A 21734-nucleotide genomic window follows, 5' to 3' on the forward strand; every position below is an offset into this window, starting at 1 on the left:
TTCGAGCGGGTTCTGCGATTTCTATTCGGCGGCATAAGCGCCGAGCGTGGTGAAATGCACGCCCGCGCAGGCTTTCATGCGCTGGATCGGCCGGTCGAGCATCATGATGCGATGGCCGCGGCCGATGAATTCGGGATGCATGGGGAGCGTGTAGATGCCGCCCTTGCAGTTCTCGAGCGCATATTGGAAGTCATCCCACCCGATTTCCTCAATGTCGCGCGGATTCGAATAGCCCTGGTTCCAGCCGGCAACGACCTCGAAGGCCGGATAATCGTCCAGCCCCCAGGTGACGGGAAGCTCGACGATATCGGTCGCCGGGCCGAATTTGTAGGGCTCGTCAATGCCCCCTACCTCGTCTCCCGTGTCGGGCAACCTGAAAAGCGACAGAGCCGTATGGTCCTACTGAGTGGCTGGCCCGATGAGAATTCACCAGTTCCGGATCGTCGCAAGTGACGCCTTGAAGTTTTGCCGTCGGGGCCAACGCAATCTCGATCGGCGCCGGCGTTAGATTTGCCGCCAGGATGCGGATTTCGTCGGCGAGCTGAAAAGCGACGGCCGCCACTGCCGAATGATTGACCGAGACGTCGTAGCGCTGGGTTCCTGCTGCAGCCACGAGTTGGGCATGGATGGCCTGTAACGGTCGCGGGGTGCCATCCTCATTCAAAAGCCCGAAAGGTCCGGTGGGTGCTGCCAATATCAATCGATCGGCGGCTGCCGCGGCTGCCTGGGTCGCCACGCCGACGGCAAAGGCGGCACCGAACAATGCTTGCTGTCGCGGGTCGATGCGGGCGGCAGGTATCCGGATAAGGTCAGGATTGGCCGCAACTGACTGTCCGTAAGGATTATGTCGCATACCGATCGTGCACGGTCCCAGCCAGATCGACTTGCCAGGACATAAAAGCCGCGCCGTCTCCATCACGGTTGAATAAACCGTCAGGGTTTCCATGACCGACTGCTCGTCGGCGGCATGCACGATCGCGCTGTTGCCGAAGAAGACAAAATCCGCATCGCCGCTCGGCGGATTGCGGTTGAATTCGGTGAACAGGGAGGGAGTTCCCTCACCTATCAGGCAATCGATGCCACTTGCCTTGAGTGCATCGACCAGTTCGCCGACGGGCCGCTCGCCTGTAGGCAAATGGTTCGAGGGCCGCGTCTTGAATTCGCGCCGGGGCGAAACCAGCAGCGCGCTAGGTTTGACTTTGGACAAACGAATCGCACCGGCAATGGCCGCTGCTTCTGCTGAGGGATCGACCGTTTCAACAACCGCCTCGACCGCCAATCGGGCGCCGAGCGCACCCGCAAGGTCGGCTGATTTGCGCAGCATCCGAGCGTCATGCCCGCGCGCGCTGTCGAAGCGAACAATGATCTCCGGAACCGGCCCAAGCAAAGATGCGCTGGCCGTCGCGTCAGGCAAATCGTCTGGATCGAGGAACAAGGCAATAGACGGCATGCGTCCAGCAGGTCCGCCAAGCGTCAGAGTTACAACGCCGCCGGTTGTCCTTTGGGTTGCCGACGCATCGGCGCGTACGGAAACAGTGATGCACTGACGGTCCTGCGCATCTTTGCGAATGATATATGGACGGGGTTTTGAAAGCGGCCGGATATAGGTCTTGAAAGAGGCGTCCGTCCAGTTGCGCTGATCCTCCATCTCGAAGGCATCGCCTTCCATGGCGACGGTGCAGGTCATGCCGGGTGCGGGGTAATGCGTCAGCGCCGAGATGTCGAATGCAGGCTGATCCGGGCTGATCTGAGAGGGAAAAATCGTATCTTCGATCATTCCGTTGCTGTGCCGGATGGACAGCTTTCCGCCCGCCGCCTCGGCAGGGTGAAGCACGACGAAGCCCGTGCGGTTTGTCGGAAAATCGGTGAGTGCAACACCTTCGGCCTCCAGGCTGAGTTCGCCCGAAGCGTCGCCGGTAATCGTCATTCGATAAGCAAAGCGGCCTTGCGGACCGCTGCAGAGTCCATCGTAGCCTACTTTGAAGGAGTCCCCTTCCGTCGCCACAGAGACATTGGAGAGCTCGGCCTTGTAAGTCCCCCAGGATGAATCGCGCGCGAGATAGTTTATCGCTCGAACCACCTCGACGCCGGCAAAGGAAATCGTCCGCAGATTGCCGTCCTCAAGGATAGCGGTCAGCGATCCAGCAGTCAGAAGCCGTCGTTCCGGCAGGGGCTCGTCGGTGCCGTAGAGCGCCACAGGATCCGGATCGGCTGTCACAGCTTCGCCTGCTTGAAGTTCTCATCGACTTTGTATGTCACGACCGTCTTGCTGCTCACCATGTCGCGCGTGCTGGCATCGAAGCTGCGATAGTGCTCGGAAGCAAGATGCAGGTCGAAGGCTGCGCGGTCACGATAGATCTCGTAGAGGAAGATCTGCGACGGTTTCTGGGGTCCCAGCGGTGTCAGCACATCGAAGCGCAGGCATCCCGGCTCAAGCTCGACGGATGACGCCGCATTCTCCGAAACGAGCCGGTAGAACTCGGGAAAGGTTCCCTCGACGAGCTCGAAAACAACGGTCAGCGCAAAGGCCGCTTCGGAAAGCATGCTCATCCAGGCTCTCCGTTGTGAATGGGGTTCCATTGCATGGGTTGAATGGCGCGCCGTTCGTCCGCGGCGCGATAGGCGGCGTCGACCAGCGCGTATGTCTTGAGATTGTCCTCACCGCTGGTTTCGGCCGGGACGCCACGCTGCAGACAGTCGAGAAAATGCCCGCATGCGCCGATCACGCCTTGCTGGGCGACATGCCAGGGATGACCGGTCCAGGTCAGGAGCGGCGCGCCAGCATCTTGCGTCCAGGTCTTGCCATCACCCGTCACCGTTATCCTGCAGCCGGCTCCAAGCGAAATCGCGCCCTTGGGACCTTCAATGACCAGCAGCGTTTCAGGAAAATGATCGGGCAGACGTCGCGACTCGTAAGTGCATTCCACAACCGACACCGCGCCACTTGCATGGCGCAGCAGCATGGTCGCCGTATCCTCGGCGCGAACGTGCGGATTGCGCTTCTGGGTTTCACTGGAGATGTGCTCGACCTCGCCGAGGAAGAAGCGCGCAAGGTCCAGCATGTGGATGCCGACATCAGCAATCGCCAGCCGCTCCTCGTCATAGAAATAGGGCTGGGTCTTGTAGACATCGAAGCCGGTCCTGAAGCGAATCCTCGCCCAACTCGGCGTTCCGATGGCGCCGCTGTCGATCACCTTGCGGACCACGCGCATCGGCGCCTGGAACCGGAAGTTCTCGTGCACTGCAAGCCATACATTTGCCTTGCGGGCCGATTCGACGATCGCAACGCAGTCTTGCCAGGTCGACGCGAACGGCTTCTGGACGATCGCGGCAACGCGATGCACGATGGCGATCTCCGCCAACGGCCTGTGCGTGTCATGGCGTGTGACGATGTCGACCACGTCGAGGCGCTCGGCCTCGAGCATGCTTTCGGCGTCCGAGTAAAACGGCACGCCGAACTGCTCCCCAGCCGCGCGCGCCTTGCCGGCATCGACATCGCAAACGGCAGCGAGTTGCGCTCCCGTTTCGGCGAGGTCGCGCCAGGAATGCAAATGGTTCTGCGCGAAGAAGCCGCAGCCGATCACACCAATGCGCAAAGGGCGGGCCATACCTCTATCCGGCCACGATCGGCGTTCTGAGCACGCCGATGCCAGTCGCCTCGATCTCGACGATATCGCCCGCCTTCATGAAGATCTGCGGCTTCTGGAAGGCGCCTACGCCAGCCGGCGTTCCGGTCGAGACGAGATCGCCGGGCTCAAGCGGCACATAGTGTGAGAGGAAGGATATCAGCCGCGGCAGCGAGAAGAGCCAGTCGGACGTGCTGCCATTCTGCAGCAGCTTGCCGTTGAGCCGGGTCTTCAGCGCCACATCATCCGGCCTGGTCAGTTCATCGGCAGTGACGATGCAGGGGCCGATGGGCGCGAAGCCGGCGAAATTCTTGCCGATGGTAATCTGGTTGTCCTTGAATTGAACGTCGCGGGCGGAGATATCGTTGAGCAGCGTGTAGCCGAAGACCGCCGGCATCACATCGGCCTCCGCGGCCTTGTGCAGGCGCTTGCCGATCACGGCGGTGAATTCAACCTCGTAGTCCATCTGTTCGGTTCGAACCGGCTTCTCGACCGGCACGTCCGGCCCGACGACCGATGACGGCAGCTTTGCGAAGAAGAACGGCTCGGTTGGCATCTTGGCGTTAGGATTTTCCTCGGCATGCCCTTTGTAGTTGATGCCGGAGCAAAGAACCTTGCCGGGGCGGATGGGGGCTTCGAGCGTAAGATCGACAAGCGCATAGCGCGGCGCCTGGATAAGTCCGCCGCGAATTTTGTCGAGCGCCGACTTGCCGCCCTGCACGATGTCGAGCACCGACGCCGCTAGCCCGGCTTCGGTGAGGCACGCCACCTCTTCGCCGTCGAGGACGCCGGCGTGGTGGTGATGCCCCGCCTTCTTATGGGAGAAAGTCACGAATTTCATACGGCCTCCGAAACGAAGACAGCCTTGTGCAAGGCCATCGGATTGTCAGCGAGTGTTTTGAAAACGGTGGGTGCCTCGGACAGCGAGAAGCTGCTGGCGATCTTGGGATAGTGGATCTTGCCCGACGCAAGCAGATCAAGCGCCTCGGGAAAGCAATCGACGGACGCGCGCGACCCAAGGATCGTGACTTCCTTGCGGGTGAAATCCAGGCCGGGAAACGTGACGCCCTGCCCTTTCTTGACGAGGCCGAGGATGACGATGCGGCCGCCGGCGGCGACGAGGTCGATGGTCTGTTCCATCGCTGGTGCCGCACCCGTCGCCTCCATGACGACCGGCATGCCCTCGCCGTTCGTGATCTCAAGCACGCGCTCGAGCAGGCCCGCGCCGCCGGCGATCGGAGTTGCACCCATGTCCGCGGCGGTGGACAGCCGCTCCGCCGAAAGGTCGGTTGCGTAGACTTTGGCGCCGAGCGCCCGCGCGACCTCGACGATCGCCAGACCGATCGGACCGGCGCCAAGAACGAGGACCGTGTCGTCGGCGGTGACCATTGCACGCTGGCAACCCTGGACGCCGATGGCGACCGGCTCGGCGAATGCCGCCTCGAAATCGGTCAGCCCGTCCGGCACAGGGTTCAAATTGGTCGCGGGCGCGGTGACGAAATCGGCGAAGCCGCCCTCGCGATGCACACCGATAATGGTGAGGTTGGCGCAGCAATTGCGCTTCCCGATCCGGCAAGGATAGCAATGGCCGCAGCCTATGAATGGGTCGACGACGATACGCGTCCCGACCTTCGGACCGGCGGTCCCTTGACCGTAAGCCTCGACCGTGCCGGCGATCTCGTGACAGCCGATGCGCGGGTAGATCACGTAAGGATTTTTGCCGGTGTAGATATAGAGATCGCCGGCGCACAGGCCCGCTGCCCTGACGCGCACCAGCACCTCGCCCGGTCCAGGGACCGGCTTCGGCGCATCGGCGATGCGGATCGACCGCGGCTGATCGAAAATGGCGGCCTGCATCATGCCGCCTTTGCGGGGCGCACCACCCTGCCTTCGGCGTCGAATTCGATCCAGTCGCCGGCCCGAAGCAGATAGGGGTCGGCGATAGGCTCGCCGCGCGCCCTCGCCGCGCCGTGATGCTTCATGTAGTCGGCGACATCCTTGTCGCCGTCGAGGGTGATGTAGTGGCATGGCAGCACGGTCTCGAGCCCGAGCCATTGGGCCGCAAGGACCCCCTCGTAGGGGCTCATCTCGCCCGTCAGCATTTCGCCAGGCATCGGATTGAGATGCAGGACCTCCTGCGGATTGGCGATGCCGATGCATCCGACATTCGGCTTGTAGAGTTGGCCCTGCAGCTTCAGGTCGGAGAAGATGGCTGTGTCGCCATAGTGGTAGAAACGCAGCCCGTCGGCATAGACGATGAAGGCCATCGGCACGCCTGATATGAAGGAATTGTCCTTCAACCTGATCTGCGACCAGTGGTGACATTCGAGCGGCTGTATCTCGATGCCCGCCACCTTGACACGGATGCCCCAGGTGGTTGCACGAATCTGGTTTGCGGCGATGCCGCGGTCCATCAGCCAGGCCTTCACCTCGCCGCCGCAGACGACCGGGCATCCATATTTGGCAGCGATTTTGTCGGTGTCGCCCAGATGATCGAAGGCCGCATGGCTAACGATCACCAGATCCACGTGGTCGAATTCGGTGGATTTGGTTGCGGCGCCGGGGTTCTGATCGAGAAAGGGATCGCACAATATGCGCATGCCGTTCTCGGTCAGAATCTCGTAGGCGGCGACGCCGTGGAAGCGGATGCGGGTCGTGGATCGGAGCGTCATCGGTTCAACTCGTCTTTCTCGTTTCGATCTTGAGCGGCAGGCAGGAAAGTCCGTGCCGATCGCCGCGTGTCTTCCAGCGAAGCTCTTTCGTCGTGTCAGGCGCAAGGCTCAAGCGGGCTTCGATCAGCGTCTCAAGTGTCACCGCCATTTCCATGCGCGCTACACCCGCACCGGCGCAAAGATGTGGGCCGGCCCCGAAAGTGAGATGCTTGTTCGGATTGCGATCGAGGCGCAGCTCGTTCGGCGCTTCGAATACCGATGGATCTCGGTTGGCCGAGCCGAAACCGAGCGCCACAATATCGCCCTCGCGTATATTGCGACCGTGCAGGCACAGGTCGTGCGAGGCGTTGCGGCCGAAAATCTCGATCGGCGAGGAATAGCGCAGGAACTCCTCCACCGCGGTGGGAACGAGCGCTGGCTCCTCGGCAAGCCGCTCCAGGGCCTTCGGGTGTTCGGCGAGCCAGTGCAGCATTACCGAAAGACCATCCGCCGTGGTCTCGAAACCTGCGCCGAAGACGACGGTCATGAATGAGCGTATCTGATTGTCGTCCAGCCGTTCGCCATCGATCTCGGCCGCAATCAGCATGCTGATGAAGTCGTCGGTCGGCTTGGAGCGCCGCGCCGCGATCAGCTTCTCGATATAGGCGTTGAGTTCACGGCTCGAAGCCGCGCCGGCTGCAGGGTCGCTCATGTTGAACATGCTGGTGATCCAGCCGATCCACCTGTCCGAATCTTCCAGCGGCACGTCGGTGAAGGCCGCCAGCGAGGACACGGCAACCGGCACGCAGAATTCGGCAACGATCTCGGCCTGTCCCTTCGCAGCCATCTTCTCGAAGAGGGACCGGGCCAGCGCCCTGACGCGCGGCGTGATGGCGGCGACACGTTGTGGGGCAAAGACCGGGTTGACCAGCGCGCGGTAGCGCGAGTGCCGCGGCGGATCGACTTCGATCGGCAACTGGGGTTCGGTGCGCGGCGTGATCACGGGAATGGCCGTCACGCCGGGAACGCTGGATGTGTAGTCGCGCCAATTGATTGCCGCGCACCGCACGTCGTCATAGCGGCTCAGCAGCCAAAAACCTCCGTGCCTGTTCGACCGGGCCACCGGACATTCGCGCCGCAGCCTATCGAAGGCCGAGAATGGATCGGCGACGAACGCAGGATCGTGGATGTCCACGTCGTCCGGTATCGTCTGTGGTGTCACTGTTGCGGCCATGGTCGCGACTTGATCGGGTTGGTTCGCTTCAAAGGTGCCTCCGGCGGCAAGGGTGAACCGCCGGAGGAAGGGGGCGACAGCCCTCGTGCAGATCGACTACTTGACGCCGAGCGCGGCCGTCACCTTGTCGACATTGTCCTTGGTGACGAGCAGCACGCCGGTGTCGAGCGTATCGGGAACCGGGCGACCGCCGTCGGCGGCGCCAAGGCCGGCGGACTTCAGACCGTTGTGGTTGTAGTCGTGCAGGATCTTGACGGCGTAGTAGATGAAAAGCTCGCGGTTCTGCACCACGATGCCGTCGACCCAGCCTTGCTTGGCTGTCTTGAAGAAGTCGGGCGTCTGCTCCATCGCGGTCACCTTGATGTCGCCTGGATTCTTGCCGGCCTCGCGCAATGCGGTGACGATGCCGGCGCCGGACTCCGAGTCGAAGCCGGCGATGCCGGCGATGTCCGGATTGGCGGCCAGGATCGCGGCCGTCACCTGCGCGGCCTTCTGCGCGTCGCCGCCGTCGTCTTCGTTGGAAACGATGTTGTACTTGCCGCCGCCATTGGCCTCGATATAGGCCTTGAAGCCAGCGACCGCCTCACGCATGTTGCCGGCATTGATGATCGACATCATGGCCAGCTTACCGCCGCTGGGCAGCTTCTCCATTATCTTCTTGGCCTGCGCGACGCCGACCTGTGTCCAGTTCGTGCCGATGTAGGCCAAGCGGCCCGAGTCCGGCAGATCGCCGTCGTCGACGACGGTGGGCACACCCTGTTCCAGGCACTTCTTGACCGATTCCGTCAGAGACGGATCCCAGCCACCCACCACGGACACGCCATTTGGCTTCTGCGCGCAGACCTGGTCGACTGCGGCGATAAAGCCCGGCAGGTCAAAATCGGTCGGCCCGGCAACGACCACTTTCACGCCGAGTTCCTCGGCGATCTTCTTCATGCCGACATAGTCGTACTGCACGAAGAGCGGAAGGTTGGCCTTGTTGGAAATCCAGTAGTAGGTCTCCTTGGCGTCGGCGGGGCCAAACGATGATTCCTGCGCGCGCGCAGGTGCCGTCACGGCCGATGCAAGCGCCGTCATGCCCAAGGCGATCAATGTCGATTTCAGCATAGAGCCCATTCCTGTTTCCTCCTGATTGGGTTCTGATCCCAGTTTTTGCAGTTCCCCCGGCTCTGGCCGGATTTCCCCCGCTTGCTGCCCGATCAGGCGCGGCCCGCGGTCTTGAAGCGGTCGAGCGAGACGGCGAACAGCAGGACGAGACCAACGACCAGTCCCTGCCAGAACACGCCGACCGCATTGATGATCATGGCGTTCTCGATCAGGGCGATGAAAAGCACGCCGAGAATGCCGCCCAGAACCGTGCCCTCGCCGCCCTTGAGGCTGGCGCCGCCGAGCACCGTCGCGGTAATGACCTTGAGCTCGATGCCGACGCCGGCATTGACGACCGCGCTGTTCAGCCGCGCCGCCCCAAGCACGCCGGCGATACCCGCCAGCGCACCCATGATCACGAAGCCGATGAGAATCAGCCTGTCGACGCGGATGCCCGACAATTGCGCCGCACGAGGATTACCGCCGACGAAATAGAACTGGCGGAAGAAGCGGGTGCGCGCGATCAGCCAGCCGCCGATCAGGACAAGAACCAGCATTGCCCAGAACGGCGACTGGATGCGCAGGATCGGATCGGCGGCGCGGCCATACTCGGCGAAGCTGTCCGAGATCGGGGTGACGCCCGTTCCGGCCGTCACATAGGTGAGGCTGCGGTAGATGGTCAGCGTGCCGAGCGTCGCGATCAGCGCGTTGATGCCGATGCGGGTGACGATCAGCCCGTTTATCAGCCCAGCCACAGCCCCGACCACGACACCGATGAGGAGAGCCGCCTCGGCGGGCCAGCCCCACCAGCCCGCGACAACGCCGGCCCATACGCCGGCCAGCGCCAGCGTCGAGCCGACCGAAAGATCGAACGTGCCCGCAATCATCAGGAGCATCATGCCGCAGACGAGGATGCCGACGGGCGCGAGGTTCAAAAGCACGGCCCGCATATTCGGTCCGGTCGGGAAATTGTGCGGATAGACGATGGTCATCGCCAGCGCCAGCAGCACGACCAGAACGAACAATGTCAGCTCGCGCGAATTGGCCAGCCGGCGCACGATGCGCAGCGGCAAGGCCTCGCGCTGCTCCACCGGCGCCTGCGCTTCGTTGCGGGAAATCTGTGCCAAGCTCATGCTCCAACCGCTTCCTTGCGTACGTCCGCCACGGACGATGTGAACCGGGTCGCCAGCCGCAGAACCTGCTCTTCGGTCGCGCCTTCGCCGGGGAGTTCTCCGACTGTTCGGCCTTCGGCCATCACGACGATGCGGTCCGCGAGCGCGAGCACCTCGGGCAGATCCGAAGAGACGACCAATAGCGCCACGCCCCGCTCAGCGAGGCCGCGCAGGAGGCGATAGATTTCGGAGCGGGCGCCAACATCGACGCCGCGCGTCGGCTCGTCGACGATGAGCAGGCGGGGCTCCATGGCTAGCCATTTTGCCAGCAGCACCTTCTGCTGGTTGCCCCCGGAGAGCTCGCCGACGATCTTGTGCACGCTCGGCGTCGAGATGCGCAGCTCGCTGATGAAGTTGCCGGCCAGCGCCTCGGCCTTCCTGTTGGAGAAATTGGCGCCCGACGAGACCTTCGACAGGACCGTTGCGGCGATGTTGTTGACGAGATCCATTCCCAGGAAGAGGCCCGAGGTCTTGCGATCTTCCGGCACCATGCCGATGCCGGCGTGCTTGGCGTCCCACGGTCCCTGCGGGTTGATCGGCGCGCCTGCGATGCGGATTTCGCCGGCCCTGCGGACCCTGGCACCGAAGATGGCCTCGCAGAATTCGCTCCGCCCTGAGCCGATCAATCCGGCCAGGCAGACGACCTCGCCCGCACGCACGGTGATCGAAGCCGATCGCACAAGCGGCGGCGCGGAGATCTCATTGGCCTCAAGAACGATCGGCCCCACTTGTCGTGGCGAAGCCGAGCGCGCGAGATGGACCTCGCGCCCGACCATGAGCCGGATCAATTCGTCCGTCGTGGTCTCGGCGACCTTTCGGGTGCCCGCCAGCCGCCCATCCTTCAGCACAGTGACCGAATTGCAGAGCGAGAAGATTTCGGCGAGGCGGTGGGATACATAGATGACCGAAACGCCGTCCCTGGCCAGCTGACGCACGATCTCGAACAGCTTTTCGGTTTCGGTCAGGGTCAGGGCCGCCGTCGGCTCGTCAAGGATCAAAAGCTTCAACTCGCGCGACAGCGCCTTGGCGATCTCGACGATCTGCGCCTGGGCCGGCGACAAGAACGCCACCTTCATGGCTGGATCGATGGCAACGCCGAGTTGGGCAATGAGAGCGTGCGCTCGTTCACGCATCAGTCTCACATCGACCTGGCCGAGCCATTTCGTCGGCTGCCGGCCGGCAAAGATGTTCTCCGCGACCGAGAGCTGCGGCACCAGCGAGCCTTCCTGATGGACGATGCCGATGCCGAGCTCGCCGGCCGCTTTCTCATCGAGTTCGCCGAGAGCGACGCCATCGAGGCGCACCTCGCCGCTGGTGCGGGCATAGACACCGGCGACGATCCTGCCGAGCGTCGACTTTCCGGCGCCATTCTCGCCCAGCAGAGCCCGGATTTCGCCGGGCTCAACCGTCATCGATACATCGTCGAGGGCCCTCACGCCCGGGAACGATTTCGAGAGCTGCGAGACTTCGAGGCGCGCCGCCATCTCAAGCCTCAAACGCTGAACGACAAGGCCGGCATCGTTATGCCTTTGCCTGAAGATAGTGGGCTTGTTTGGCCTGGATCATCCAGACCATCGTGTCGTTGACCGGCGTCGCCACGCCGATGCGCTTGCCGGCATCGACGATGGCGCCATTGATCACCTCGATCTCCGTCTGGCGCCTGGCCTCGACGTCCTGCAGCATCGACGCCTTGCCGCCAACCGCCTTCTCGAGCAATCCGGTGATGGCCGCCCAACGTTCGTCGTAATCGAGCGAAATGCCTTGCGCATTGGCAACGGCCACGACCTCCTTGAGGATCGCGGCCATCAGCGACTTGGTCCCGTCAAAAGCGACCAGTTCGTGCGACATGAAATGCAGCAGGCCGGCGACCGGCAGCGTGCAGGCGTTCAAGGCAAGTTTCTTCCAGACCTCGTCCAGGATGCGTTCCGATTTCGTGGTTTCGATCTGCGCGGCGCGGAAGGTTTCGATCACCTTGTCCAGACGCGGCGTCGTCTTGCCGCTCAGCTCGCCGATATAGGTCATCCCCACACCAGGATGCTTCACCCTGCCGGGACCAAGCAGCGTGCCGCCATGATAGGTCAGGCCGACAAGCACCTTGTCTTCGCCGACAATGCCGGCGATGCGCGGTGCGTTTCCCCAGCCATTTTGCAGGCTGAGCACCGCGGTATCGCCCGAGATCATCGGCGCCGCGGCGCGGACCGCGGCATCGGTGTGGTAGCATTTAACGAAATTGATGATGAGGTCGACGGGCCCGACCTTGGACGGCTCCGTGCTTGCGGGAACGCGGATGACCGGTTGGGTGCCGTCCTTCTCCTCGATCGTCAGGCCGTTGTCATTGATTGCCGCCACGGCAGGCTTCGACACATCGATCAGCGTGACGTCATTGCCGGCGCGGGCGAGGTATCCGCCAAAAATGCCGCCCATCGCGCCGCCGCCGCCCAAAATGGCGATCCGCATGTCTTCTCGCTCCCTGACCCGCCACGGGGTGTTTTTGGCAAGGCCGTGCCATCGCTTCCGATCGCTGTCGGAAACGCGCTTTCGGCGAACGAAGCCGTTCGCCGATCCGGCCTTGTTTTGGTTTATCTTGCCGTCATCCTTGCAAGCAGTTGCATGGTTGTCAAGTATGATGGTATGAAAGGTCTATGGTCGACCCTCTCGTCATAGAACGCAAGAAGCTCTTCGAGCACGTAGCCTCGCATCTCGAGGCGCAAATCCTGTCCGGCAAACTGAAGCCCGGCGATCAACTGCCGCCCGAGCGCGACCTGCAGATGCGCTTCGGCGTCGGCCGGCCGGCAATCCGCGAGGCTCTGATCTCGCTGCAGAAAGCCGGGCTCGTCGAACTCACCAACGGCGCGCGCGCCAAGGTACTGATGCCGACCGCCTCGCATATCTTCACCGGTATGGCCCCGGCGGTGCGCCAGATGCTCTCGACCGAGGAGGGGCATCGCTATTTCCAGGGCGCTCGCCTGTTCTTCGAAGTCGGGTTGGCGCGCGAGGCAGCCCGCCACGCGACGGCCACGGACCTTGAGGCGCTGGCGGCTGCGCTCGAAGCCAATCGCAAAGCAATAGGCAACCGCGAGCGGTTTACCTCGACCGACATCGCCTTCCATTTCGAACTGGCGAAGATGGCGCGCAATCCAGTCTTCATCGCGCTGCACGACCAGATTTCGGAATGGCTGAAGGAACAGCGCACCGTCACGCTTGCCGCCAAGGGGCAGGAAAAGACGGCTTTCGAGGCGCACAAGGCGATCTATGAAGGCATCGCCGCGCGCGACCCCGACCGCGCCGAGCAAGCCATGCGCACGCATCTGGAGCAGCTTGCCGTGACCTTCTGGCAGCAGCGCACGCACGACTGACGGCCATGCGGATCGGCGTCATCGGTGATGACTTCACCGGCTCGGGCGATATCGCGAATACACTGGCCAAGGCCGGGGCACGGACGCTGCAGTATATCGGCACGCCCGCAAATCCGGCACAACCGGACATCGATGCGGCCGTCATCTCGCTGAAGACCCGCTCGATCGCTGTCGACGAGGCGGTCGCGCAATCCATCGCCGCTTGCCGTTGGCTCGTTGCAAATGGCGCCGAGCAGATCGTTTTCAAATACTGCTCGACATTCGATTCGACTCCGCAAGGCAATATCGGGCCGGTCGCTGCGGCGCTGCTCGATGAACTGGAGGCGCCGCTGGCACTCGTCTGCCCCGCCTTTCCGGCGAATGGGCGCACGGTCTATCAGGGCCATCTCTTCGTCTGGGACAAGCTGCTTAGTGAATCCGGCATGGAAAGCCATCCGCTGACGCCGATGACGGACGCCGATATCCGGCGCTGGCTGGCGCGCCAGACAAACCTGAAGGTTGGACATCTTCCGTTGCACGCCGTCCGATCACAGATGCTGGGCAAGGCGCTTACCGACGCCGAAGCCGCCGGCGAGCGGCTGGTTGTCGCCGACACGATCCTCAACGACGACCTTGTCAAGCTCGGCCGCGCCGCCGCCGGTCACAAGCTGGTCACTGGTGGATCAGGCATCGCTCTCGCGCTACCGGGAAATTTCGGCATTCGCGCCAGCCGCGCCTCCAAGGGCTTCCAGGGCGCGCATGGTCCGGCGCTGGTTCTGTCCGGCAGTTGCTCGGCGGCGACACGACGCCAGGTTTCGCTCTACCGGGAAACGCACCCTTCCATGGAACTGAGCGCCGAGGCTTTGAGCAACGACGGCGACGCGGTCGCAAAGCAGGCGTTTGCTTTCATCGAAAAGCACAAGGACGTTGCCCCGCTGGTCTTCTCTTCCGCGGATCCGGCGGTTGTGTCGGCGGCGCAGGCTCGATATGGCGGCTCGGAGCTTGCTGGCCGGTTCGAGTATTTTTTCGCCTCGCTGGCCACGCACGCGGCAGCAGCCGGCTTTCGCCGCATGATCGTGGCTGGCGGGGAGACGTCCGGCGCGGTTGCCTCAGCGCTGGGGCAAGGACCGATGCGCATCGGCTCCGAGATCGACATCGGCGTGCCCGTGCTGGTTCTCGACGGGCCGCCGCGTCTCGCGCTGGCGTTGAAGTCGGGCAATTTCGGCGCCGATGATTTCTTTCAACGCGCCCTGAACATGCTGAAAGGCAGCAGCCGATGACACTGGAAGAACAGCAGCTTCGCGACGAAATCTGCCGCTGGGGCCGGTCGCTCTTCAAGCGCGGCTATACCGCCGGTTCCTCAGGCAATCTGTCGGCGAGGCTCTCCGACGGTTTTCTTGTGACGCCGACCAATTCCTGCCTGGGATATCTTGAAGCTTCCAAGCTCACAAAACTCGATTGGAATGGCGTCGCCGTTTCGGGGGACGCGCCGACCAAGGAAATTCCGCTGCATATGGCATTCTATGAGTCGCGATCACAGGCCGCCGGCGTCGTGCACCTGCACTCGACCTATGCCACAGCGCTATCTTGCCTCGAGGACACCGATCCCGAGGATACGATCCCGCCCATAACCCCCTATGTCGTGATGCGGGTGGGGCGTGTGCCTCTCATACCCTACACACATCCTGGATCGGCAGACACCGGTGCCTTGGTACGAGCACGCGCGCCCGGCCATGCCGCAGTTCTTTTGGCCAATCACGGCCCGGTTGTCTCGGGCCGCAGTTTTCGCGATGCGGTTTTCGCGGCCGAAGAGCTTGAGGAGACCGCAAAGCTGGTTCTGCTGACAAGAAACATGTCCGTGCGTCGCTTATCCGACGATCTGGTTGCCGAACTCAATCAACGCCGAAAATCGTGAATGCCCGACTGCGCTTAGCCTTCGCACGCACTGGCCCGATCAGCCTCATGCCGCCTCTTTCATCGTCAAGCTGGAGGGCGGAACATCTCGACGCCGTCAGCGTCCACAGGCAGTGTCACGCGCGCACAAGCCGCATAATGGTATCGATATTAAACTCCAAGCGCTGATCTAGGGCGCCCTTGTCCATCAGGTCGCGCTCGAAAATAATCGAGCCCGTGAAGCGGTTCGTCAGATAATAGTATCCGATGGCGGCGATCGTAATATTCAGCTGCACGGGATCGATCCCCGCACGAAAATCCCCGCTGCTCACGCCCCTCTCGAGGATGCTTGACACCATGGCGACGAACTTGCGGCTGGCGGTCTTGATCAGCTCGGACTTCTTCACATGCTTTGCGCGGTGAAGGTTCTCGCTGTTGACCAAGGTGATAAACTCGGGATTCTTCAGATAATATTGCCATGTAAACCGCACGAGGCGTTCAAGGGCATCCCTGGGTTCGAGGTCGTCAAGATGAAGTTTCTGCTCGGCTGTGCGGATGTCCATATAGGCGTTTTCCACAACCGTCTGAAAGAGACCGTCCTTGCTGCCGAAATAATGATAGATCATGCGCTTGTTGGCATTGGCCTTCGCCGCAATGACATCGACGCGGGCGCCGCCGAGCCCGTTCTTGGCGAAATCGCTCTTTGCCGCTTCCAGGATGCGAAGCTTGGTCGCCTCGGCATCCCGAAGCCGCTTCTTCTTGGCGACATTGCCTGATTTGTCGGACGTTGCGTCCACTTTGGTCGCTCCCTTGATTCCAGTTCCAGCGTGTAGGCGACGATCGATCATACGCTGAAAGTCATTTCAATTGTTCGAGAAGTCAACAGGCCGCGCATTGCGCCGGCGCTTGACTCGCGCCCGTTAAGGAAGTAACTAGATGGTGCATTAAGCGACCAGGGGAGCGGTTTGGACGGCCAGACTCTCGACGTTGCTCAATAGGTGCCCGCGCCTGCGGGTGGTTGCCAAATGGGAGGTAGCATGTCGACTTTCATCAAGGATTTCATCGAGCGCGAGACCATCAACCGGCGCAATTTCCTGCTCGCCACGGCTGCCGGCATGGGAGCCATGGCCGTGCCATTCGGCTTGGGCGGCGGCGGCGCTCAGGCGGCTCTCACTGACCCGGCGATCGCCTGGTCCTACCGCGACCGCGCCTCGGCTTACTGGAACTCGATCGTGTCGGGTGGAGAGGCTTTCGTGGAATCGCTCGGCAAACCGAAGGATTCCCTCGTCTCGCTGATCAACGAGGGCTCCTCCGAAAAATCGCTGGCCGACATCAAGGCGTTTCTTGCCAAAACCAACGGCAAATGCGCAATCGCCTGCGACGCCAACGACAGCCCGAACGCACGTCCCGTGGTCGAGGCGGTGCGGGATGCCGGCGCCTACATTTCCACTATCTGGAACAAGACCGACGATCTGCATCCTTGGGACATCGGCGACAATTACGTCTCGCATATGACTTGGTCGGACGAGAAGCCGGCTGAGCAGACGGCGCGTATCCTGTTCGAGGCCATGGGAGGCAAGGGTGGCGTCGTGCATCTGGGCGGCATTGCCGCCAACAATCCGGCCATCGAACGCCTCAATGGCTTGAAGAACGCGTTGAAAGATTTTCCCAACATCGAGCTTCTCGATGCCCAGTCGGCCGATTGGGACACGACCAAGGGTACGGAGTTGATGGCGTCTTTCTTGACCCGTTTCGGCGACAAGATCACCGGCGTTCACTGCGCAAATGACAATATCGCGTATGGCGTGATCGAGGCCCTACGCGCCGAAGGCATCGAGGGTATGCCGATAGTGGCCTATGACGGAAATCCGGAGGCGGTGAAGCTCGTCATGGACGGCAAGCTCCTGGCAACCGTCTTCACCAATCCGCATTGGGGCGGCGGCATCACGGCGGCGCTCGCTTACTATGCAGCGACCGGCGCCTTCAAACCCTCCGAAGAGCCGAAGGAGCACCGCGAATTCTACGGCCCGACGATCCTGATCTCCAACAAGGATGCCGCGGACTTCAAGGCCAAATATCTCGATACCGTTCCGTCCTACAACTGGAAGGACTTCTGGGGTCCGGGCAACGGGCAGATCAAGTACAAGTAATACGAAGCTCGATCGGGCGGCCCTTTTTCAGGGCCGCCCCCCTCCACAACGGCACGCCTGGACGGGAGGCCGAAGTTGCCACGCATCCTCACGCGGGAGAACGCGATCCGCTGGGCACCTTTGCTGGTGCTTCTCGCGCTCATAGTGCTGTTTACGGCGATAAACCCTTCGTTCCTGTCGCAGCGCAACTTCGCGCGCATCGCGATCGCGGCTACGCCCGCGCTCATGGTGGCGGTCGGCGTGACCTTCATCATCGTGATGGGTTCCATCGACCTCTCCATGGAGGGTGTCGTTTCCCTGACGGCGGTCCTGTTCTGCTTCCTGATGCTGGCGCTCGGCGGAACGCTCGCGTCGGGCGGCTGGATCGCAATCCCGGTCATTCTTGCCGTCGGGGCCGCGGTCGGCCTGGTCAACGGCCTCATTCACGTCAAGCTGAAAATACCATCCTTCATGGCGAGCCTCGCGCTTGGATTCGTCGGCACGGGCGCCGCGATCCTGCTGACTGGCGGCGACATCGTCAAATTCAATGATCCGACGTTCCGCGCCCTGCTGACCTGGCGCATTCTCGGTTTCCCGCTGATGGTTTATGTCGCGGGCCTGTGCCTCGTTCTTGCCTGGTTCATCCAGGCCCATACCCGCCTTGGACGCTATTTCTACGCGGTCGGCGGCGGCGAGGAACTCGCCCATGCCTCGGGGGTGCGGGTGCGGCAGGTGAGGATGGCGGGGTTTTCGCTTGCCGGGTTCTTCTACGCGATAGCCGCGATCCTGCAGGTGGCGAAGCTCGGCCAGGCCGAGTCGGTCACCGGATCCAATTTCATGTTCATGTCCATCACTTCGGTCGTGGTTGGCGGCGTGGCGCTGTGGGGCGGCGTAGGTGGAGTGTGGAACACGCTCGTCGGCGTCCTTATTGTCGCGGTGATCAACAACGGCATGGTGGTCATCGGCCTGCCCGACTTCCTGCAGGCCGCCGTTCTCGGACTGCTCGTCATCATCGCGGTCATCCTGTCGACGGACCGGCGCTCGGTCGCGTTCGTCAAGTGAGGGCGCCATGTACGAATTGAGAGCCGTCGAAAAGAAGTTTCCCGGCGTCAGGGCGCTGAAATCCGTCGACTTCTCCATCAGTCGCGGTGAGATCGTCGGGCTGGTGGGCGAAAATGGCGCCGGCAAATCGACGCTCATGAAGGTGATTTACGGCGCCTATCAGCCCGATGGCGGCGAAATCCTCATCGATGGCAAGCCTGTGCGGTTCAGCGGCCCCCGCGATGCGATGGAAAGGGGCATTGGCATGGTGTTCCAGGAGCAATCGCTGGTCACCAACCTGTCGGTGATGGAGAACATCTTCCTGGGCTATGAGGACCAGTTTTCGCGCTTGGGCGTGGTCAACTGGAAGGCAATGGCCAAAGCCGCCAGGAAGCAGCTCGCCAAGGTCAAGCTCGATATCGACCCGCGCGCGGTCACCTCAAGTCTTTCCTTCGCGCAGCGCCAGCTTGTGGAACTGGCCAAGGTGCTGACCCTGGAGGAACGGGTGCAGGGTCACCTGGTCGTCCTGCTCGACGAGCCGACCTCGGTGCTGGCGGAGGAAGAGGTAAAGCTGTTGTTCAAGCTCGTGCGGGAGCTGACGGCGCGCGCTTCATTCATCTTCGTGTCCCATCGCATGGACGAGGTGATGGAGCTCTCGGACCGAATCTACGTGATGAAGGACGGTCAGGTGGTCGATGTCGTCTCGCGCGGCGCGGCGACGCCGGAGGCGATTCAGCACAAGATGGTCGGCCGCCACGTCGACAAGGAATATTATCGTGAGCAGCGGCAAAAGCCCTACGACGCAACGAAGCCTCTGGTCGAGCTGTCGGATGTCAGCCTGCCCGGACGGGTCCGCGACATCTCGCTGACGCTGCATGCCGGCGAGGTGCTGTGCCTGGTCGGCACCGAGGGCTCCGGCCGCGAAGCGATCCTTCGAACCATTTACGGCATGCGCGCGCCCATCAAGGGCACTCTGAAGATCAAAGGCGAGATCATCCCCGGGCTGACGGCTCGCGGCGCGGTGGAACGGGGCGTTGGCTATGTACCGCGCGAGCGCAAGGTCGAAGGGATCGTAGCCGGCATGAATGTCTACGAGAATATGACGCTCTCGCAAATGCCGCGCTACGCTCGGATGGGTTGGCTCGACGTGGCCGACGAGCGTGCCCTTGCCAGGACGTGGATCAGCAAGCTCTCCATCAAGGCAAGTTCAGAATACGCCGATTGCGGCAACCTCTCCGGAGGCAACCAGCAGAAGGTCGTGCTCGCCAAATGGCGGTCGGGCGGCTCCGATATCATGCTTCTCGACCATCCGACCCGAGGCCTGGATATCGGCGCCAAAGAGGATGTGTACGATATGATCAGGGAGATGTGCGACGATGGGGTCGGCGTCATCCTCGTCGCCGACACGCTCGAGGAGGCGATCGGCCTTTCCCACACCATCGTCGTCATAAAGGACGGTGAGATCCAGAAGCGCTTCGACTGCGTTCCCGGCTCCAAGCCGACGCTCTACGACCTTCTGCACTACATGATCTGAGAGGCCACATGGACATCCAACGCCTCAAGCCACACTTCCCCTGGATCACCCTTTTGGTCCTGGTGACGATCGTCGGCATCGCCGATCCGAGCTTCCTGAAGCCGGCCAATCTGCTGAGCCTTGCAGGCGACATCGTGCCGCTGTTCATCATGGCGCTGGGACTGACCTTCGCGATCTACATCGGCGGCATCGACCTGTCGGCTCAGTCGATGGCGAACATGATCACCGTGGTTGCCTCGGTCTATCTGGCGTCGCTGGGCATATGGGTTGCCGCGCTGTGCATCCTTGCAGGCTTCGCGCTGGGCACCCTCTCCGGCTACCTGACCACCCGCATGTACGTTCCCTCCTTCATCTCGACGCTGGCCGTCGGCGGCGTGTGCTTCTCGGTGGCGCAATGGCTGTCTGGCAATCGAGCCCTGAACATGGACGCAACACAGCGCAACGAAACCTTCGGCTGGATGATCGGTCGAACCGGCATCGTGCCGCACGAGCTCTTCATCGCGCTCGGCCTGCTGGCAATCTGCCTGATCATAGAACGGCGCACCATCCTCGGCAGGGCGCTGAAGGCCGTGGGCGCCGGCGAACTGGCCGCAGCCGCGTCCGGCCTCAACGTCGCCCGCTACAAGATCCTCGCCTTTGCCATATCGGGAGCGCTGGCCGCAGTGGCCGGGCTACTCTTTTCCGTCAAGCTGTCGGGCGGCGCGCCGACGATTGCCAACGGCTTCCTTCTGCCGGCCATCGTCGCAGTGCTTGTCGGCGGGACGCCGCTGACGGGCGGCGTCGGCGGTGTGCTCAACACCGCGATCGGCACGCTGATCGTGGCGGTCATCCGCGCCTCGATGCTCTACTTCGGCATCGCCGCGACGCAGCAGCAAATGGTCTTTGGTCTAGTGCTGATCGTCGCGATCGCTTTGACCATCGACCGCTCCAAACTTCGCACCGTGAAGTGAGACACGCCATGGCAACAATGCGCGCGGCCGTTCTGACAGCTCCGCACCGTTTCGATCTGCGTGAGGTCGCCGTACCCGAGGTTGGCCCCGACGACGCCTTGATCCGCGTCTCGCGGACCGGCATATGCGGCACCGACATCCATATGTTCAACGGTCACTATGCCGCCGACCGGCTGCCGCTCGTGCCTGGCCACGAGTTTGCCGGGACCGTCGCCGCGACGGGCGAGCGTGTGAAGCATATCAAGCCAGGCACGACCTGCGTCGCGGACGTCAATATCGGCTGTGGCGAGTGCTATTGGTGCCGCCGCAACGAGATCCTCAACTGCCCCTCGATGACGCAGGTTGGCATCGGGCGCGACGGCGCGTTCGCCGAATATGTCTGCGTGCCGGCGCGGCTCGTCATAGAGGCGCCGGACCATGTGCCGGTTCAGGTGCTTGCCCTGACCGAGCCAGTGTCCTGCGTGGTGCGCGCCGCGCGCAAGGCGCGCGCGAGTTTCGGCCAGTCAGTCGTGATCCTCGGAGCAGGACCGATCGGCAATCTGCATGTCCAGATGATGCGCCTGTGCGGCGCCGCCCCAATCATTGTCGCGGACCTGTCGGAAGACCGTTGCCGTCTTGCCCTTGAAGCCGGTGCGGATGCAGCCGTTGCCGATCCTGCCCTGCTTAAGGCAGAGGTCTTGAAAAGGACCGGTGGACGGGGGGCGGACCTGGTGATCGAGAGCGTCGGCTCCGCACGGCTCTATGCGCTCGCCTTCGAGCTCATCCGCAAGGGCGGCCATGTCGCTTTCTTCGGCCTTACCGGGCCGCACGACACGGTGCCGGTCGATATCCTGCGCACCATCCTCGAGGAGAACAGTCTGAAGGGCTCGGTGGCCGGCATGGGAGAAGACATGCACGACGCGCTGACACTTTTGTCGCACGGCCGCTTTCGGACCGAGGCGTTCACACGCGCGACTTTCCCGCTCGATGACATCCAGCGCGCCTTCGAGACCCTGGCCGAGCGGCCCCAGGACCTCAAGACGCAAATCGTATTGAACTAGGCGCCGGCGCGTTCCGCCCGCAACGGATCGCGGACGGCCGGCG

At 62.5% G+C, this 21734-nt stretch carries 21 protein-coding genes; 8 read left to right on the forward strand and 13 right to left on the reverse strand.

All coding sequences use genetic code 11. The annotated features are described in order from the left end of the window. Window positions 1–21: 21 nt before the first annotated feature. From FJ430_RS29610 to FJ430_RS29665, 12 genes are all read right to left on the reverse strand, one after another. Window positions 22–372: a hypothetical protein gene (locus FJ430_RS29610; RefSeq protein WP_140709064.1), complete on the reverse strand. Its 351-nt coding sequence runs from the start codon at window positions 370–372 to the stop codon at window positions 22–24. Next, entirely contained in the window at window positions 338–2218 is a 1881-nt protein-coding gene (locus FJ430_RS29615) for a hypothetical protein (protein ID WP_140709062.1), read from the reverse strand. The genes FJ430_RS29610 and FJ430_RS29615 overlap by 35 nt, the downstream gene beginning before the upstream one ends. Further along, window positions 2215–2550: a putative quinol monooxygenase gene (locus FJ430_RS29620; RefSeq protein WP_226891957.1), complete on the reverse strand. Its 336-nt coding sequence runs from the start codon at window positions 2548–2550 to the stop codon at window positions 2215–2217. Before FJ430_RS29620 ends, FJ430_RS29615 begins: the two co-directional genes overlap by 4 nt. Further along, the gene (locus tag FJ430_RS29625; protein WP_140709058.1) at window positions 2547–3608 is read right to left on the reverse strand and encodes a Gfo/Idh/MocA family protein; all 1062 of its coding nucleotides are present in this window, start codon (window positions 3606–3608) and stop codon (window positions 2547–2549) included. The genes FJ430_RS29620 and FJ430_RS29625 overlap by 4 nt, the downstream gene beginning before the upstream one ends. 4 nt (window positions 3609–3612) lie before the next feature. After that, window positions 3613–4467, reverse strand: coding sequence for a fumarylacetoacetate hydrolase family protein (locus FJ430_RS29630; protein WP_140709056.1), 855 nt, complete (start codon window positions 4465–4467; stop codon window positions 3613–3615). After that, window positions 4464–5486 carry a zinc-binding alcohol dehydrogenase family protein gene (locus FJ430_RS29635; protein ID WP_226891959.1) on the reverse strand — a complete coding sequence of 341 codons (1023 nt, stop codon included), beginning with the start codon at window positions 5484–5486 and terminating at the stop codon, window positions 4464–4466. Before FJ430_RS29635 ends, FJ430_RS29630 begins: the two co-directional genes overlap by 4 nt. Next, window positions 5483–6298 carry an MBL fold metallo-hydrolase gene (locus FJ430_RS29640; protein WP_140709052.1) on the reverse strand — a complete coding sequence of 272 codons (816 nt, stop codon included), beginning with the start codon at window positions 6296–6298 and terminating at the stop codon, window positions 5483–5485. Before FJ430_RS29640 ends, FJ430_RS29635 begins: the two co-directional genes overlap by 4 nt. Window positions 6299–6302: 4 nt before the next feature. Then, entirely contained in the window at window positions 6303–7511 is a 1209-nt protein-coding gene (locus tag FJ430_RS29645; protein ID WP_140709050.1) for a cytochrome P450, read from the reverse strand. Between the two features lie 96 nt (window positions 7512–7607). After that, window positions 7608–8627: a substrate-binding domain-containing protein gene (locus tag FJ430_RS29650; protein WP_140709047.1), complete on the reverse strand. Its 1020-nt coding sequence runs from the start codon at window positions 8625–8627 to the stop codon at window positions 7608–7610. Between the two features lie 83 nt (window positions 8628–8710). Next, on the reverse strand, window positions 8711–9730 hold the full coding sequence (locus FJ430_RS29655) for an ABC transporter permease (protein WP_140643828.1): 1020 nt from the start codon (window positions 9728–9730) through the stop codon (window positions 8711–8713). Next, a complete protein-coding gene (locus FJ430_RS29660) occupies window positions 9727–11253 on the reverse strand; it encodes a sugar ABC transporter ATP-binding protein (RefSeq protein WP_140709045.1) in 1527 nt (508 codons plus the stop codon). The genes FJ430_RS29655 and FJ430_RS29660 overlap by 4 nt, the downstream gene beginning before the upstream one ends. Window positions 11254–11290: 37 nt before the next feature. Beyond that, window positions 11291–12226 carry a ketopantoate reductase family protein gene (locus FJ430_RS29665; RefSeq protein WP_140709043.1) on the reverse strand — a complete coding sequence of 312 codons (936 nt, stop codon included), beginning with the start codon at window positions 12224–12226 and terminating at the stop codon, window positions 11291–11293. A 185-nt stretch (window positions 12227–12411) separates the two neighbouring features. Here FJ430_RS29665 and nanR point away from each other — a divergent pair, with 185 nt between their 5' ends. The 3 genes from nanR to otnC are packed head-to-tail and all read left to right on the forward strand — an operon-like array spanning window position 12412 to window position 15019. Beyond that, complete coding sequence (nanR, locus tag FJ430_RS29670; protein ID WP_140653964.1) at window positions 12412–13125, forward strand: transcriptional regulator NanR; 714 nt, start codon at window positions 12412–12414, stop codon at window positions 13123–13125. Window positions 13126–13130: 5 nt separating this feature from the next. Then, window positions 13131–14384, forward strand: a complete 1254-nt coding sequence (otnK, locus tag FJ430_RS29675; protein WP_140709040.1) for a 3-oxo-tetronate kinase — start codon at window positions 13131–13133, stop codon at window positions 14382–14384. After that, the gene (gene otnC, locus FJ430_RS29680) at window positions 14381–15019 is read left to right on the forward strand and encodes a 3-oxo-tetronate 4-phosphate decarboxylase (RefSeq protein ID WP_140709037.1); all 639 of its coding nucleotides are present in this window, start codon (window positions 14381–14383) and stop codon (window positions 15017–15019) included. Before otnK ends, otnC begins: the two co-directional genes overlap by 4 nt. Before the next feature lie 115 nt (window positions 15020–15134). Here the strand turns inward: otnC and FJ430_RS29685 are convergent, their stop codons facing one another. Continuing rightward, window positions 15135–15794 (reverse strand): TetR/AcrR family transcriptional regulator, encoded by a 660-nt coding sequence (locus tag FJ430_RS29685; RefSeq protein ID WP_226891960.1) that lies wholly within the window; start codon window positions 15792–15794, stop codon window positions 15135–15137. Window positions 15795–16034: 240 nt separating this feature from the next. Between FJ430_RS29685 and FJ430_RS29690 the strand changes: the two genes are divergently transcribed. The 5 genes from FJ430_RS29690 (at window position 16035) to FJ430_RS29710 (ending at window position 21691) form a co-directional block, all read left to right on the forward strand. Further along, window positions 16035–17147, forward strand: coding sequence for a sugar ABC transporter substrate-binding protein (locus FJ430_RS29690; protein WP_140709035.1), 1113 nt, complete (start codon window positions 16035–16037; stop codon window positions 17145–17147). A gap of 75 nt (window positions 17148–17222) precedes the next feature. Then, a complete protein-coding gene (locus FJ430_RS29695; protein ID WP_140653956.1) occupies window positions 17223–18188 on the forward strand; it encodes an ABC transporter permease in 966 nt (321 codons plus the stop codon). Between the two features lie 7 nt (window positions 18189–18195). After that, window positions 18196–19701, forward strand: coding sequence for a sugar ABC transporter ATP-binding protein (locus tag FJ430_RS29700; RefSeq protein ID WP_140709033.1), 1506 nt, complete (start codon window positions 18196–18198; stop codon window positions 19699–19701). 8 nt (window positions 19702–19709) lie between these two features. After that, window positions 19710–20651, forward strand: a complete 942-nt coding sequence (locus tag FJ430_RS29705; protein WP_140643808.1) for an ABC transporter permease — start codon at window positions 19710–19712, stop codon at window positions 20649–20651. A gap of 8 nt (window positions 20652–20659) precedes the next feature. Then, window positions 20660–21691 carry a zinc-dependent alcohol dehydrogenase gene (locus tag FJ430_RS29710; RefSeq protein ID WP_140709031.1) on the forward strand — a complete coding sequence of 344 codons (1032 nt, stop codon included), beginning with the start codon at window positions 20660–20662 and terminating at the stop codon, window positions 21689–21691. Window positions 21692–21734 lie beyond the last annotated feature (43 nt).

The sequence above is a fragment of the Mesorhizobium sp. B2-8-5 genome (genome assembly GCF_006440675.2).
GTDB lineage: Bacteria > Pseudomonadota > Alphaproteobacteria > Rhizobiales > Rhizobiaceae > Mesorhizobium.